This window comes from Enterococcus sp. 3G1_DIV0629, from assembly GCF_002141285.1.
GTDB lineage: Bacteria > Bacillota > Bacilli > Lactobacillales > Enterococcaceae > Enterococcus_B > Enterococcus_B lactis.
The window spans coordinates 289,281-305,594 of sequence record NZ_NGLI01000002.1 but is presented as its reverse complement, the minus strand read 5'-3'; the positions used below and the strand labels follow the sequence as shown (position 1 = coordinate 305,594).

Here is a 16,314-nt window from a genome sequence, read left to right as displayed (position 1 = left end):
GAGGAAATACCATGGAAGTGTTAGTTTTTCCAAAAAATGAAGAAAAAGCGTTACAAATGGAAAAGTACATGAAAAATCTCTTTCCTTTTGCTGGGGTACCTAAGCCGGAACGCGCTCTTTTGCAACAGCCGTTATTGGATGAAAGCAAACATTTATCTGTTTCTGAAGTTTTAGCTTTTGTTCATTATTATTATGAACAAATCGAAAGAGAATATCAGTATGTGGCGATCGATTTAGTCCAAAAAAACATCAAACGTCTTACCTTTGAAGAGATAGTTGCATTGTTACCACTAGTCCAGAAAAAAGAATGGTGGGACAGCATCGATTCTTGGAGAAAAGTATACAGTACATGGTGTAAAGCCCATCCAGAGCAACGTAAAGAAGTCTTTCAGTTGTTCGAAAAAAAGGAAGATTTCTGGTTGCGTCGAATAGCAATCACGTTGCAATTAGGTTATAAACAGCAAACAGACACAGCACTATTGATCCGAGCAATAGACGAAGACCGTCAAACAAAGGAATTCTTTATCCAAAAAGCAATCGGTTGGGCATTGCGTGATTATAGTAAGACCGATGCCGCTTGGGTAAAAAGTCAGCTGACAACAGATTTGAGCAAGTTAGCTGTTCGAGAGGCAAGCAAGTATTTATAAGAAAGCGAGACGACAAGAGATGAGACGCAAATTATTTGCTTTTGATATTGATGGAACGTTGTTAGATTCAAATAAACAAGCTTTAGATAGCACGAGAGAAGCATTGGAAAAATTACGCAAAGCCGGTCATCTGGTCACGATTGCTACAGGGCGGAGCCGATTCCATGCGCAAGAAGTCATTCGAGATCTGGATTTTACGAACTACATTTTATGTAATGGAGCGGCCGGTTTTTTAGACCATGAACAAGTATATAAGAATTTACTAGATCGCGAACAGTTAGATGCATTCGTCCAGGAAGCGCATCATGAACAGATCGACACAGCTTTTGTCAGCTTAGACAATATCAAACGTTCTTCTTCCAATGATGTAACGGTGATGGAAGAGGCGATGCATTCTTTCGGCGCTGTCTTGCCTGAACTAGATCAGTTTTTTGCAGAGGAACAAGAAATCTATCAAGCGTTAGCATTTTTCGATCAAACATATGACGGAAAATTCTCTTCATATGATAAGATTCGATTTGTCCGCTGGCATGAGAACAGTGTAGATGTCGTTCCCCAAAACGGTTCTAAAGCGGCGACGATCCTACACTTAGCAGAACAAGTAGGTATCCCGCATGAAGATATTATCAGCTTTGGTGACGGACAAAATGACCGTGAAATGTTGCGTATGTCAGGGATCGGAATAGCTATGGGGAATGCTGTGCCAGAAGTACAAGCAGAAGCCAAGATGGTCACTGATACAAATGATCAAGATGGTATCTGGAAGGCATTGAAAGAGTTAAGTGTGATTTAAAAGAGGTTGTGAAAAAGCTGTTCTGCATCAAGTAATAAGCCCAGCCAAACGAAAAATAGGAGGAGCTATTTTTGTTTGGCTGGGCTTATTACCGCAGATGCAAGCTTTTGAACACCGTTTAAGGAAGATGTCGTGACAGAAGTGGTCAGTTTCAAGTAATAAGAAGAGATTTATGAAAATTGCTTCTCAAATTTTTGAAAAATTTCGGCTTATTTCTGAAGAAGCAGCAGATGGAACAACGTTTATTCGGGAAATGGGACGGTGATAAGACTTTTATCACCGTCCCATTTCTTTATTTTATTTTTCAAATCTAAGAAATATCAGGAAAGAGTTCCTTTTGTTTGACCTTTTCTTTCTTATTGAAAACAACTATAATATAGAGTGATGTTAAAAGAGAAGAGGAATTTAGTGTGCGGGTATTGTTTATTGGTGATGTAGTAGGTTCAATGGGACGAGAGATGATTACTGAATATCTTCCTAGGTTGAAGAAGAAGTATCGTCCGCAAGTAACGATCGTAAATGGTGAGAATGCCGCTTCTGGACGTGGAATCACAGAAAAAATCTATAAAAAATTTTTGCAAGACGGTGTAGACGTCGTGACGATGGGAAATCATACGTGGGACAACCGCGGGATTTTTGAGTTTGTAAATGAAGCCAAAAAGATGGTTCGGCCGGCAAATTTTCCGGAAGGGACGCCTGGACAAGGGATGGTCTTTGTCAAAGTGAATCAGATCGAATTGGCAGTAATCAACATGCAAGCTCGTTCTTTCATGGTGGACTTGGATGATCCTTTTCGTAAAATGAAGGAACTAGTAGAAGAAGCTAGGAAACGTACGCCAATCATTTTTGTAGATTTTCATGGAGAAACAACAAGTGAAAAACAAGCGATGGGCTGGTTTTTAGATGGGAAAGTTTCAGCAGTGGTCGGTACACATACACATGTCCAGACAAATGATGCGCGAATTTTGCCAAAAGGCACAGCGTATCTGACAGACGTTGGGATGACAGGACCCTATGATGGTATTTTGGGTATGCGCAGAGAACCTGTGATCGAAAAGTTTCTGACCGCATTACCAAAACGTTTTGAAGTTGTCGAACAAGGCCGATCGATTTTAAGCGGCTGTATCTTAGAATTGGATGATACGACAGGTCATGCAAAAGGAATCCAGCTGATTCAAATCAATGAGGATCGACCGTTCATGGAGTAGAAAGAGAGGCAGTTTTTTGCAGCAGGAGCCGGAAATTCAAAAAGAAGTAAGGAAACTGACAAAACTTTTAAGAAAAAATGAAACGATCATTCGCTACAAAGAACTTGAAGAAAAGATCCAGCAAAACCAGTATTTGGCTGAGTTGAGAGAGAAAATCAAACAAGCGCAAAAAGAAGCTGTTCATTTTGCGCACTATGATAAACCAGCAGCAGAACAAGAAGCCATCAAGCGAGCGGATCAATTCATGAAAGAATTTGATCAGCATCCGCTTGTTATAGCTTATAGAAAACAGCTGTTGGAAGCAGATGATCTGCTTCATCATTTAACAACGATGATACAAGAAGAAATCAATGGACAAATAGAGGAGGAAAAACATGCCTCAAAAAACTAAAAACACTCCTATGATGGAACAATATCTAAGCATCAAGGCACAATACCAAGATGCTTTTTTGTTCTATCGTTTAGGAGACTTTTATGAATTATTTTATGAAGATGCGATCAAGGCATCACAGCTTTTGGAATTAACGTTGACGAGCAGAAATCGAAATGCAGAAGAACCTATTCCTATGTGCGGTGTCCCTCACCATGCAGCACAAGGATATATCGATGCCTTGATTGAAAAAGGCTATAAAGTAGCGATTTGCGAGCAGGTAGAAGATCCAAAGACGACTAAAGGGATGGTCAAGCGCGAAGTGATCCAGCTAGTCACTCCTGGTACAGTCATGGACAGCAAAGGATTGTCGGCAAAAGACAACAATTTTTTAACAGCTGTAGTTAGTCAAGGAAATGAATTTGGCTTTGCTTATGCCGATCTAAGTACGGGAGAATTGAAGACGGCTCGGTTGCATGATGAAGAAGCTGTTTTAAATGAAGCCTCTGCATTGCAGACAAAAGAACTCGTATTAGGCAGTGAGATCACTGATACCCTTCGCGAACAGCTAAGCGGGCGTTTAGGGCTAGTCTTTTCTCAACAAAATGAGATGGAAGAAAACGCGGAATTTAGCTTTTTGACAAGCGAACTAGTTGATCCGCTGGAAAAAGAAGCAACCGGCAAACTATTGACTTATTTATCGGTAACACAAAAGCGGAGTTTAGCTCATATACAAAAAGCAGTAGAATACCAACCAGATCATTTTTTGAAAATGGATTATTATTCAAAATTCAACCTAGAATTAAGCCAATCTATTCGGACTGGGAAAAAGCACGGCACTCTTCTATGGTTGTTAGATGAAACAAAAACAGCAATGGGTGGCCGCTTATTAAAACAATGGCTAGACCGTCCGCTTATCCAGGCAAAACAAATTAAAGCAAGACAAGAAATGGTCGCTTCTTTGCTAGACAGTTATTTTGAACGTATCGATTTGCAGTCAGCATTAACGAAAGTCTATGATCTGGAACGCCTTGCAGGTCGAGTAGCTTTCGGTAATGTCAATGGGCGAGACTTGATCCAGTTGAAAACTTCTTTAGAACAAGTGCCAATGATCAGAGGGTTGATTGAAGGAATCGATCAAGGTCAATGGCAAAGTCTGCTTTCAGAAATGCAACCGATGGACCATCTCGTCCAATTGATCGACCAAGCTATCCAAGATGATCCGCCGTTACAAATAACGGAAGGAAACATCATCAAAGATGGTTTCAATGAGCAGCTCGATACGTACCGTTCTGCTATGAGAAACGGAAAGAAGTGGCTAGCAGAACTTGAAGCAAAAGAGCGTCAAGAAACAGGAATCAAGAACTTAAAAATCGGATTTAACCGCGTTTTCGGTTATTATATAGAAATCACAAAAGCAAATCTTGGAAATGCAGAACTGGAGAAGTATGAACGAAAACAAACCTTAGCAAATGCAGAGCGTTTCATCACGCCAGAACTAAAAGAATTGGAGACACAAATCCTCGAAGCAGAAGAAAAATCTGTTGATTTAGAATATCAGTTGTTTTTAGCTGTGAGAGAAGAAGTCAAAAAGGCTATCCAGCCGCTACAAGTACTTGCAAAAGCAATCAGCGCAGCAGATGTGCTACAAAGTTTTGCAACGATCAGCGAACGCTATCAGTATGTTCGGCCAGAACTTGTCAGTGACAAGCATCAGCTTCTGATCAAAGACGGACGACATCCTGTAGTAGAAAAAGTATTAGGACATCAGGAATATATCCCTAACAGCGTAGAAATGGCAGAAGACGAAATGATCTTGCTGATTACAGGACCGAATATGTCTGGTAAAAGTACGTATATGCGCCAGTTGGCATTAACTGTTCTGATGGCACAAATGGGCTGTTTCGTTCCGGCAAAACAAGCAGTTTTACCTATTTTTGATCGGATTTTTACCCGAATTGGTGCAAGTGACGACTTAATTGCTGGACAAAGTACTTTTATGGTAGAGATGATGGAAGCCAATCAAGCCCTGCGTTATGCTACGCCAAACAGTTTGATTTTGTTTGACGAACTCGGGCGAGGAACAGCAACCTATGACGGAATGGCGTTGGCCCAAGCAATCATCGAATATATCCATCGTCATGTACAAGCAAAAACACTCTTTTCTACCCATTATCATGAACTGACGGTACTTGAAAAAGAACTTCCGCAGCTTAAAAATGTCCATGTTGGAGCTGTTGAAAAAGACGGAGAAGTTGTCTTCTTGCATAAAATGATGGATGGACCTGCGGATAAAAGCTATGGTATACATGTGGCAAAAATCGCAGGGTTGCCTGCCAATCTACTAGAGCGAGCAGCAGATATTCTGCATACGCTAGAAAATGGCGATAACGGACACCATACTGTTCCAGCTGAAATAGAAGAGAAGACTAAAACAGCCAAACAGGAGCAAATAAAACCACCTGCAGAAAAAGTAAACCAAGACCCTATACAAGACAGTGTCAAAGAAGAAAACCAACAACTTTCTTTATTCGGTGAATTATCCGAAAATGAAACAGAAGTCATTGAATCACTGAAGCAAATAAATTTACTAGAAATGACGCCAATGGATGCACTAAACACATTATATGAATTACAAAAACAACTGTAGGAAGAAGGCGGATATCGATGGCCAAAATCCAAGAATTATCTGAACGTTTAGCTAATCAGATCGCTGCGGGAGAAGTAGTGGAACGACCAGCTTCCGTCGTGAAAGAATTAGTGGAAAATGCAATTGACGCCGGTAGTACTCAGATTGATATCCTAGTTGAAGAAGCGGGACTGCGGACGATCCAAGTGATTGATAACGGAGAAGGCATTTTGGCAGACGACGTAGAGAATGCCTTCAAGCGGCATGCGACAAGTAAGATCCATAATCGCGACGATCTTTTTCGCATACGAACGCTAGGCTTTCGAGGGGAAGCTTTGCCAAGTATTGCCTCTGTTTCTGAAATGACTCTGGAAACGGCGAATCAGGAAGAAAACCAAGGTACTTATCTTTCGCTCAAAGGCGGCGAGGTCATGGAGCATCGACCAGCACCTCTGCGTCAAGGAACGAAGATTACCGTCAGCAACCTATTCTTCAATACACCAGCCCGCTTGAAATACGTGAAAACACTGCACACAGAATTAGCGAACATCGGGGACATCGTCAATCGTCTGGCATTAAGTCACCCAACAATTGCTTTTCGTTTAGTACATGATGGAAACAAAATGTTGGCAACTGCTGGAAATGGCGATTTGAAACAAACGATTGCGGGAATCTACGGATTATCTACCGCTAAAAAAATGTTGAAAATCGAAGGAAAAGATCTAGATTTTGAGTTATTTGGTTATGTTTCATTGCCAGAGGTGACTCGTGCCAGTCGGAACTACTTATCGACGATCATCAATGGACGTTTTATCAAGAATTTTTCCTTAAATAAAGCAATCGTTGCAGGTTATGGATCAAAATTAATGGTCGGCCGTTTTCCTATTGCTATATTGGAAATCAAGATGGACCCTCTTTTAGTCGATGTAAATGTCCATCCGACGAAGCAGGAAGTCCGGTTGTCGAAGGAAAAAGAACTAACAGAGCTAATTAGTAACGCCATTCAACAAGCATTGTCCCAAGAAAACCTGATCCCAAGTGCCGCGGATAATCTACGGTTCAAGAAAAAAGTACCAGATCAGCCTAAAACGGAACAAATCGAAATCGATTTGTCCTACGCTTTTGAAGAAGAAAAACCTAAAAAGCCAAGTAGTTTGAATTTTGACCGAAAGACAGGAACCTTTTTTGTAGAAGAACCAAAGAGCACATTTGTTGACAGATCTGTTGATAAGTCTGTGGAAAATGTTGAAAACTTTTCTGGTTTTTCTGAAGAAAACACCAGTTATCCAGAAAAAACAACGAAAACGGTGGATAAGTTTGGTGAAAATGTTGATAACTTTGTAGAAAAAACAGTGGAAAAATCTGAAAAGAAAGAAATTCCTACTGTGGATAACACGGAAGAAACAAATAAAGAACAGATAGATATATCCTTGGAAGAGGATGAACAGATTTACGAGGAAGAATTGACACTCCACCCTGAATTTGATTTCACTCAAGGAAACGACAAAACATTAGAACAAGCGATCAAGAAACTAGAAACGGAAAAACCAGTTCAACGTTTTCCTCAATTGGAATATTTTGGACAGATGCATGGAACGTATCTTTTTGCCCAAAGTAGCGAAGGATTGTACATCATCGATCAGCATGCTGCTCAAGAGCGTATCAAATATGAATATTTCCGGGAAAAAATTGGGGAAGTATCTGATGATTTGCAAGAATTGCTTGTTCCATTTGTGTTGGACTATCCAAACAGTGATGCTTTGAAACTAAAAGAGCAAAAGCATTTGCTAGAAGATGCAGGGATTTATTTAGAAGAATTTGGTCAAAACAGCTTTATTGTACGGGCCCATCCCACTTGGTATCCCAATGGTGAAGAAGAATCGATTATTCGCGAGATGATCGACATGCTACTGACGACAGGAAGTGTGAGCGTAAAAAAATTCCGTGAAGCAACAGCAATCATGATGAGCTGTAAACGATCGATCAAAGCCAACCATTATTTGAATGAAGCACAAGCACGTGTGCTGCTGAAAGATTTAGCACAATGCGAAAATCCGTTCAATTGTCCCCATGGCCGCCCAGTATTGATTCACTTTACCAACTCGGATATGGAAAGAATGTTCAAACGGATCCAAGACCCGCATTAAGTCAGAGAAAAGAGGGAAACATGAAGATTATACTAGCATCTCAATCACCAAGAAGAAAAGAGTTATTGGCTCACATCGTTTCAGAATTCGAGATCGAACCTGCTGATATTGATGAAACGCCATTTCCAGACGAACTGCCAGTCGATTATGTACGCAGAATGGCTGAAGAAAAAGCACGAACTGTTTGGGAACAAAAAGAAAAGAAAGACAGCTTAGTGATTGCTAGCGACACGACTGTTGTTCTCAACCAGGAGATCATGGGTAAACCAGAAGATATGGCTGAGGCTGAAGTCATGTTGAAAAAATTAAGTGGGGAAACACATACTGTATACACAGCAGTTGTTTTAAAAACAAAGGAGCGAGAAGAACGAATACTAGCAGAAGCACATGTCACTTTTTATCCACTGACAGATGAAGAAATCAATCGTTACTTGGAGACGGGAGACTATGCGGATAAAGCAGGGGCATACGGCATCCAAAATGCTGCAAGTGTATTCGTCAAAGAAATTTCTGGAGATTACTACAGTATCGTAGGGTTTCCGATTGGTGCTGTCAATCAGGCACTGAAAACATTCAATTAAACAAAAAAAGCGGACTATCTGATTTTCGATTGAAAATCCATGATAGCCCGTCTTTTTTATTGAAAAGATTACTTATCTACTCTGACTAAGATTTTACTTCAGCTTTACCGACTGCTTCGCCTGGGCGAACAAGTCCTGATTGGTCAAGGGATAGACCAGCAACTTTTTCGTTATTAGTTAAAGCAACAATAATATCAGTTTTCTTACCAGCTTGTTCGATTTCTGGCAATTCCATTTCAGCAATCAGAGTTTCTGGTGTGACAAGATCTCCTTCTTTCACGAATACAGTGAAAGGAACGCCTTTTAGTTCAACGGTATCTAATCCCATGTGAACAAGTACTTCCAGCCCCTCATCAGAAAGAATACCAATGGCATGTTTTGTTTCAAAAACACTCGTTACTTTACCATTTACTGGTGCATAGACTTTGCCGTTTGACGGTTCGACAGCATAACCGTCACCCATCATTTTTTGTGAGAAAACTGGGTCATTTACTTCAGTAATTTCCTTGATGTTCCCAGCAGCGACTGCGAATAATGTTTCTTTTGTTGCAACTGCCGTACCAGTTGCTGAAACAGGTTCGAAAGACTGTGGCGTTGCTGTTGCGCCATTCGCTGTTTGAAGCTGTACATCAGCAGCATTTTCAGGAACAGCAGGATCAATCTTATTCAAGATTCCCTGACGTCTAAAGACGATCGTCAAGCCAAATGGAATGATGATAGCGATGATCATTGCGATGATGAAAGGTACCCATGTTTCTGCTTGGATAGCTAGTATTCCTGGTAAACCACCTACTCCGATCGCGTTTGCTCGAACATCCATCAAGTTGGCAAACATGCCAGCTAATCCAGAACCGACCATTGCTGCGACGAAAGGATAGACGTATTTCAAATTGATTCCGAACATAGCAGGTTCAGTTACGCCTAAGTAACAAGAAATCATTGCTGGAATCGAGATTTGTTCTTCTTTTTTGTTCCCACGATGCAAGAAGACGATGGCTAAGACTGCAGAGCCTTGGGCGATATTTGATAAAGCAATCATCGGCCATAAATTCGTTGATCCGAAATCTGCAATCAGCTGCATATCAATCGCATTGGTCATATGGTGGAGACCAGTAATGACTAAAGGTGCATACAGGAACCCGAATACAGCACTAAACAACCAGCTGATAGAAGACGTCAACCCGGTATTTACGATAGTTGAAATCCAGCTTCCGACTGTCCAACCGATAGGACCTAAAATAACGTGAGCAGCTAAAACAGTTGGTAACAATGAAAACAATGGAACAAAGATCATTGAAATCGACTGAGGGATATATTTGCGGAAGAAAATCTCTAGATACGCTAACATAAACCCTGCCAGCATGGCTGGAATAACTTGTGCTTGATAACCAATCATTTGGACTTGAGCAAAACCAAAATCCCAAAATGGAATATCTGCTGCGGCTGTGGAAGCTACACCATAAGCATTTAATAATTGCGGAGAAACTAATGTAATTCCTAAAACGATTCCTAATATTTGTGTAGTACCCATCTTTTTCGCAATACTCCAAGTGATACCTACTGGAAGAAAATGGAAAATTGCTTCACCTGGCAGCCATAAAAAGGCATTGACGCCATTCCAAAATTGCGAGTGTTCAACGATCGTTCCACCAAGGCTTTCAAACTGGATACCTTCAAGTACATTTCTGAACCCAAGGATCAATCCGCCGACGATAATTGCAGGAATCAGTGGTGTAAAGATTTCTGCCAAGACGGCAATGGCGCGTTGTACGGGATGAAGGTTTTGTTTTGCTGCTGCTTTTCCTTGTTCTTTGGAAACCCCTTCAACTCCGGATACTGCAACGAAGTCGTTATAAAAAGTAGAAACATCGTTTCCTATGATGACTTGGAACTGCCCAGCATTCGTGAACATCCCTTTCACGCTAGGAATATCTTCGATTGCTTTTTGATCTGCTTTTCCAGGATCATTTAGGACAAAACGCATACGAGTTGCACAATGACTAACTGCAGCAATATTTTCTTTTCCGCCGATATCATGTAGCAGTTTCTCGGCATCTGCTTGATACTTTGCCATATCAATAAACCCCTTTCTTTTAACTTGTCTATGCAAGTTGCTTCTTCGTTTACTATACTTTTTTTTAGGAAGAATTGCAAGCGTTTTATTCAAAAACATCCAGAAAAATGATATCGTTTTAAAAAGCATAAAATAAGCTTTTCTTAAAAAGAGGAACATTGAAATACAAAAAGAGCTGTAGTATAGTGAAGAAATGATGGAAGAACGAGTGAGGGAAAAAACATGAACAAGTTCAATGAAATTTTTTTAGATTTGGAACAGAAAATTTTAGCGAAAGAATATCCTCCGCATTCGCTTTTGCCTAGTGAGAACCAATTGATCAAAATCTACGGTGTTTCACGAGAAACAATTAGAAAAGCACTGAATCTTTTGACGACGGAAGGATATATTCAAAAAAAACAAGGAAAAGGGTCGATCGTACTAGATCGAAACCGCTTTGATTTTCCTATTTCTGGGCTGACAAGCTATAAAGAGCTACAGGAAACCCAACGTATTCCAAGTGAAACAATCGTTCATACGTTAAAAGAAACAGAAGTAACAAAAGCACTGAATGAGATTACTGGCTGGGAGATTGGTGCACCTGTCTGGCATTTGATACGCGAAAGAAAAATCGATGGTGAAGTGGTTATATTAGATACTGATTATCTATTAAAGGAGATCGTTCCTCATTTAACCCCAGTACAAGCACAAGGATCGATCTATGAATATTTTGAAAATGAGCTTTCTTTAACGATTGCTTACGCACAAAAGGAAATCACAGTAGAAGAAGTAACAGATATCATGAAAACAACGATGGATCTTCACGATGACACTTACGCAGTAGTCGTCAGAAGTCTTGTTCATTTGGAAGATACCCGCTGTTTTGAGTATTCTGAGTCGGTACACCGATTAGATAAATTCCGTTTCGTTGAGTTTGCCCGGCGCCGAAAAGTGTAAATGATTCGAAAGAAAGCAAATTGTTGGCATCTGTCTGCTTTGGCGCTATGATAGGATCACAAAGGGGGCATTTTTAATGGATAAACCAACAAGACCAGAAAAAGAAGAACTGAAAGAAAAATTATCACCGATGGCTTATGCAGTCACACAAGAAAATGCAACAGAACGTCCATTTACCGGAAAATACGATGATTTTTACGAAAAAGGGATCTACGTCGATATCGTCAGCGGCGAACCGTTATTTAGCTCTGCGGAAAAATATGACGCTGGTTGTGGCTGGCCATCATTCAGCAAACCAATAGCGAAAAGACAAGTACGCGAAAAAGCCGATTTTTCTCATGGCATGCATCGAATAGAAGTTCGAAGCAAAGAAGCAAACTCTCATCTTGGACATGTATTTACCGATGGCCCAGTAGATAAAGGCGGTCTGCGTTACTGCATCAATTCTGCCTCACTAAAATTCATTCCCTATGAAAAGCTGGATGAACTCGGTTATGGCGAATACAAATCACTGGTAGAATAATGAAAATACAAAAAGAGCGGTACAATACGGGGCTTCACTCGATCGTCCGCTCTTTTTTATTCAAGCGATTGCTATTTGAAAGAAACGCTCCCCAGACTCCTTTTTTCACAAGGGGAAATGTGCTACAATAAAGGGAACGTATGTGTGCAAAAGAAAGAGGACTAGAATATGTATGAATATCTGACAGGTGTGGTTACCTTTATCAACCCCTATTACATAGTAGTAGAAACCAATGGTATCGGCTACCAGATCGCACTAGGAAATCCTTACCGCTACAGTAGCAAACTAAATCAAAAAATAAAAATTTATGTCCATCAGGTGATCCGCGAAGATGCGCATCTTTTGTATGGATTTGATTCTTTAGAAGAAAAACAACTGTTTTTGCGATTAGTCAGTGTTTCAGGAATCGGTCCAAAAAGTGCTCTTGCGATCATGGCAAGTGAAGACCACTCCGGTTTGATCCAAGCAGTGGAATCCAGTGACGTCACTTATTTGACAAAATTTCCAGGGGTAGGGAAGAAGACGGCGCAACAAATGATCTTGGATCTAAAAGGAAAATTTGGTGAGCTGAGTATTGATACGCCCTTCAGTCTATTCGATGAAGCAAATACAAAAGACGCTACCGCTCTATCTGAAGCAATGGAGGCTCTCTCAGCTCTTGGTTACAGTGATAGAGAAATCAAACGTGTAGAAAAACAATTAAAAGAAGTCGATAATCAGACAACAGATGAGTATTTACGCCAAGCACTCAAGCTGATGATGAAAAAATAAGGAGGAGACCAAATGACAGATGAATACTTGTTATCACCAGAAACTGGCGAAAATGAACTGAGTTTGGAAAAATCTCTTCGTCCGCAGCTGCTTTCTCAGTATATCGGGCAGAGAAAAGTCAAACAAGAACTTCAGATCTACATCGAAGCTGCCAGAAATCGGGAAGAACCATTAGATCATGTTCTGTTGTATGGGCCTCCTGGATTAGGGAAAACGACGATGGCTATGGTCATTGCTAATGAGATGACTGTGAACATTCGTACGACAAGCGGCCCCGCTATCGAACGTCCGGGTGATTTAGTAGCGATCTTGAATGAACTGGAAGCAGGGGATGTCCTATTTATCGATGAGATCCATCGATTGCCTAGAGTAGTAGAAGAGATGCTTTATTCGGCCATGGAAGATTTTTATGTAGACATCATGGTAGGACAAGGACCAACCGCACATCCGGTCCATTTCCCTCTTCCTCCCTTTACTTTGATTGGGGCGACGACGCGAGCAGGTATGCTTTCTGCACCTTTACGCGATCGATTTGGCATCATTTCACATATGGAATATTATGACGAACAGGAACTGCAGGAGATCGTTTTACGTTCTTCGGATATTTTTCAAACAGAGATCATTGAAGAAGGGGCATTGGAAATTGCTCGCCGATCGCGAGGAACGCCTAGAATCGCGAATCGCTTACTCAAACGGGTTCGTGATTTTGCGCAAGTTCAAGGAGACGGGAAAATCGATCGTCCTATAGCAGATCAGGCTCTTACTTTACTACAAGTCGATCAAGCTGGTTTGGATTATGTTGACCAGAAATTGTTACGGACGATGATCGAATTATATGGCGGCGGACCAGTAGGATTAAGCACGCTTTCCGTAAATATAGGAGAAGAACGAGAAACAGTCGAAGATATGTATGAACCGTACTTGATCCAAAAAGGATTTTTAAAGCGTACACCTAGAGGGCGAATGGCTACGGCTTATGCTTATGAACATTTCGGCTACGACTATCATATGTGATTTTTGCTTTTAGATTGGAGGAAAATGAATGAGTGATACAACACGTACGAAACAATTGATCAAAAACGTATTGATTGATTTGTGCCAAACACAATCTTTTCGAAAAATCAGCGTCCAAAAAATCGCAAATGAAGCAAAAATCAATCGTCAAACATTTTATTATCATTTTACAGATAAATACGATTTGCTTCGTTGGGTCTATTGTGAGGATGCCTTGCATTATTTAGACCCGCAATGTCTTACTCTTGATAATTGGGAAGAGCAAGCATTGAAAATGCTGAAAGCAATTGCTGAAAAGAAAGAGTTTTACGCAAATACTGTGCTTTCTGACCAAGAAATTTTACAAAAAGAATTCTCTCAACTAATCCAAAAATCTTTTATCAAGATTTTTGAGCAAATGGATGAAGAAAGACAGCTTTCTGCAAAAGATAAACTATTTTATGCTCGTTTCTTTTCTTACGGTTGCAGCGGCGTGTTAGTCAATTGGATCACGAATGAATATGAAGAAACACCGATGGAAATCGCTATGCAGCTTTTCCGTTTAGCCAAGGATACGGAATTATATTCTTATCGTCTTTATGCAAAAGAAGAGTTGGAAGAACAGTAATAGAAACAATCTTTTGTTGAAAAATCCATGATCGTTAAAAGGAGATGGGAAAATGACAAAAATTTTATTTGTTTGTTTGGGAAATATTTGCCGTTCACCAATGGCAGAAGGCTTGTTGAAGAAACGAATAGCATCAGAAGGAAAGGAAGCAGAATTTTTTGTGGATTCTGCTGCTACAAGTACGTATGAAGTTGGAAAGACACCGCATCCTGGAACGAAAAAAATATTAAACCAAGAAAATGTGGATATGACGAATATGGTTGCTCGTCAAATCACACCCCACGATTTTGAAACTTTTGATTGGATCATTGGCATGGATCAAGAAAATGTAGAAGAACTGAAAAGAAGAGCACCACGCTCAGCACAGGAAAAAATCCATTTGTTTTTAAGTAGCATTCCTGGAAAAGAAAAAGAAAATGTTCCCGATCCATACTATACCAATAACTTTGATGAGACATATCAATTGATCACAGAAGGGTTAGATCATTGGTGGGACATTTGGATGGATGAAAATAAAATAACAAACAGTTTCTAAAATTAGCGCTTTCTTTTTTGGGAGACGTTAGAGCATTTCCTTGTTTTTTTGTAAAATGTTAGGTAAAATAAGATTAATTAAGTAACACTTTCTTAGCTAAAGGAGGAGTGCATTCGATGAACGAAGAGACAGTATCACCAATGAAGAAGCTTACGAAGTTAGTTACTCATACCTCGTATCAACTTTTTGATTCTTTTGTAAATGACACTGAAGAACATGCTAAGAATGTACGATTGCAAGGAAAGTTTATTCTTGAGCTGCAAAAAGCTGCGACTGAACATAGTTTAGTTATCTTACAAGTAAGAGCGAATCGTTTGAGTAGCAAGTATGAAACGATCTCAGGTTGGGTGGCGACAAAAACGGTCGAAAAAGACCGAGTAATGATCCGCCTACAAAACGAAGAGCAGCAGATCCGCATGGTTCCCGTAGAACAAATTGAAAAAATAACAATCCTTTCGCCAGCAGGAGAACAGGAACGGTTATCAAAATAATGTATACCAGATAGAAAAGCACGTATGAGCTTGTACCATCAATCATTACTAATCAAAAATAACCGAATGCTTTAAGCGGATATCGGTAAAACGGAGCGTTTTACGATGAGTATCACAGCATGACAGCATTCGGTTGATTAGTTGAATCGATTGTATGGGACAAGTTTTTTTGATAAAAAAAGGTCCTGCTAGCCGGGGAGCTAGCAGGATAAGGAGTTAAAAATGAAAAAGTGTTGTTAGGGTTGTTTGTTGGTATGCTTATATAATAGTCATTAGTTGTGAATATTTTGTGACGAAAGTTTTCGAAAGTTGTTAAGTTTTTTTGCGAAATTTATTTTTATATCATATATTTGTCTAAAATTTTATACTATAAAAAGACACGTTGTGCAATCAGCTACCCTTTGGTATTAGTTCAAAAAACGGTAAAATAGCTCCTTATATTTTGCTGTTTTGCTTTTCTAATACTTAAGCCAAGGCGCTGATTTCACAACCTTTTTTTACAAATCCAGCGATTCCCATGAGTTAAGAACTATCTTTTCTCCAAAAAGAAATAATAGGAATAGAAGTCTTGATAGTTGCGATAAAATAAAAATGGATAGATAAAATTCGAGAGAAACATGTATTGACGTGGCAGATGAAAGGGTCAGTTGTGTTGGTGTATCAGGAGTGCCGTTAGAAGAACACAAGGAGAGAAAAGATGGAACTATTAGAAAAAGAAAGTATTGATTTTTATTTGGAACGTAATCGAATCCCATTCACTTATGCTTTTTTCAAGGAAGAAGAATATGATGGGCTAACTAGTCATCAGGAGGCAGTTTTAGAATTTCTTAATTGCTCAAGTAGACTACAAGCTTGCTGGTTATGGCGAATCGGTGATTCTATTGAAAAAGGAACGATGGTTTCTAAAAAAACATACGCACAAAAATTTTATGAATTCAGAGAAGAAAAAATCAACTATACGGATATCCGATTTTTTGACAAGATGAAA

At 39.8% G+C, this 16,314-nt stretch carries 15 protein-coding genes and 1 pseudogene; 15 read left to right on the top strand and 1 reads right to left on the bottom strand.

Going from position 1 to position 16,314, the window contains the following annotated elements; translation table 11 throughout:
* The first annotated feature begins 11 nt into the window (after positions 1 to 11).
* The 7 genes from A5816_RS10215 to A5816_RS10185 all read left to right on the top strand — a co-directional run bounded on the left by A5816_RS10215 (position 12) and on the right by A5816_RS10185 (position 8,375).
* Entirely contained in the window at positions 12 to 647 is a 636-nt protein-coding gene (locus A5816_RS10215) for a DNA alkylation repair protein (protein WP_002290514.1), read from the top strand.
* A gap of 19 nt (positions 648 to 666) precedes the next feature.
* Complete coding sequence (locus A5816_RS10210; protein WP_002309794.1) at positions 667 to 1,440, top strand: Cof-type HAD-IIB family hydrolase; 774 nt, start codon at positions 667 to 669, stop codon at positions 1,438 to 1,440.
* A 410-nt stretch (positions 1,441 to 1,850) separates the two neighbouring features.
* Positions 1,851 to 2,648 (top strand): TIGR00282 family metallophosphoesterase, encoded by a 798-nt coding sequence (locus A5816_RS10205; protein ID WP_010731743.1) that lies wholly within the window; start codon positions 1,851 to 1,853, stop codon positions 2,646 to 2,648.
* A complete protein-coding gene (locus tag A5816_RS10200) occupies positions 2,623 to 3,039 on the top strand; it encodes a YlbF family regulator (RefSeq protein WP_179189714.1) in 417 nt (138 codons plus the stop codon). Before A5816_RS10205 ends, A5816_RS10200 begins: the two co-directional genes overlap by 26 nt.
* Positions 3,023 to 5,668, top strand: a complete 2,646-nt coding sequence (gene mutS, locus A5816_RS10195; RefSeq protein WP_086311284.1) for a DNA mismatch repair protein MutS — start codon at positions 3,023 to 3,025, stop codon at positions 5,666 to 5,668. The genes A5816_RS10200 and mutS overlap by 17 nt, the downstream gene beginning before the upstream one ends.
* Positions 5,669 to 5,685: 17 nt before the next feature.
* Positions 5,686 to 7,794, top strand: coding sequence for a DNA mismatch repair endonuclease MutL (mutL, locus tag A5816_RS10190; RefSeq protein ID WP_086311283.1), 2,109 nt, complete (start codon positions 5,686 to 5,688; stop codon positions 7,792 to 7,794).
* Positions 7,795 to 7,814: 20 nt separating this feature from the next.
* The gene (locus tag A5816_RS10185) at positions 7,815 to 8,375 is read left to right on the top strand and encodes a nucleoside triphosphate pyrophosphatase (RefSeq protein WP_002290524.1); all 561 of its coding nucleotides are present in this window, start codon (positions 7,815 to 7,817) and stop codon (positions 8,373 to 8,375) included.
* Positions 8,376 to 8,460: 85 nt separating this feature from the next.
* On the opposite strand, the gene treP is transcribed toward A5816_RS10185, so the two are convergent.
* Positions 8,461 to 10,449 carry a PTS system trehalose-specific EIIBC component gene (gene treP, locus A5816_RS10180; protein ID WP_086311282.1) on the bottom strand — a complete coding sequence of 663 codons (1,989 nt, stop codon included), beginning with the start codon at positions 10,447 to 10,449 and terminating at the stop codon, positions 8,461 to 8,463.
* A gap of 222 nt (positions 10,450 to 10,671) precedes the next feature.
* On the opposite strand from treP, the gene treR reads away from it, so the two are divergent.
* The 8 genes and pseudogenes from treR to A5816_RS10140 all read left to right on the top strand — a co-directional run.
* A complete protein-coding gene (treR, locus tag A5816_RS10175; protein WP_086311281.1) occupies positions 10,672 to 11,385 on the top strand; it encodes a trehalose operon repressor in 714 nt (237 codons plus the stop codon).
* A 76-nt stretch (positions 11,386 to 11,461) separates the two neighbouring features.
* On the top strand, positions 11,462 to 11,908 hold the full coding sequence (msrB, locus tag A5816_RS10170; protein ID WP_086311280.1) for a peptide-methionine (R)-S-oxide reductase MsrB: 447 nt from the start codon (positions 11,462 to 11,464) through the stop codon (positions 11,906 to 11,908).
* Positions 11,909 to 12,076: 168 nt separating this feature from the next.
* Positions 12,077 to 12,679, top strand: a complete 603-nt coding sequence (gene ruvA / locus A5816_RS10165; RefSeq protein WP_002290528.1) for a Holliday junction branch migration protein RuvA — start codon at positions 12,077 to 12,079, stop codon at positions 12,677 to 12,679.
* Positions 12,680 to 12,691: 12 nt separating this feature from the next.
* The gene (gene ruvB / locus A5816_RS10160; RefSeq protein ID WP_002290529.1) at positions 12,692 to 13,693 is read left to right on the top strand and encodes a Holliday junction branch migration DNA helicase RuvB; all 1,002 of its coding nucleotides are present in this window, start codon (positions 12,692 to 12,694) and stop codon (positions 13,691 to 13,693) included.
* Between the two features lie 28 nt (positions 13,694 to 13,721).
* Positions 13,722 to 14,300 (top strand): TetR/AcrR family transcriptional regulator, encoded by a 579-nt coding sequence (locus A5816_RS10155; RefSeq protein WP_002290530.1) that lies wholly within the window; start codon positions 13,722 to 13,724, stop codon positions 14,298 to 14,300.
* A gap of 52 nt (positions 14,301 to 14,352) precedes the next feature.
* Positions 14,353 to 14,835, top strand: coding sequence for a low molecular weight protein-tyrosine-phosphatase (locus tag A5816_RS10150; protein WP_025478272.1), 483 nt, complete (start codon positions 14,353 to 14,355; stop codon positions 14,833 to 14,835).
* Positions 14,836 to 14,951: 116 nt separating this feature from the next.
* Positions 14,952 to 15,326 carry a hypothetical protein gene (locus tag A5816_RS10145; protein WP_002289815.1) on the top strand — a complete coding sequence of 125 codons (375 nt, stop codon included), beginning with the start codon at positions 14,952 to 14,954 and terminating at the stop codon, positions 15,324 to 15,326.
* A gap of 697 nt (positions 15,327 to 16,023) precedes the next feature.
* Positions 16,024 to 16,314: pseudogene (locus A5816_RS10140) on the top strand (hypothetical protein); the annotation flags it as partial.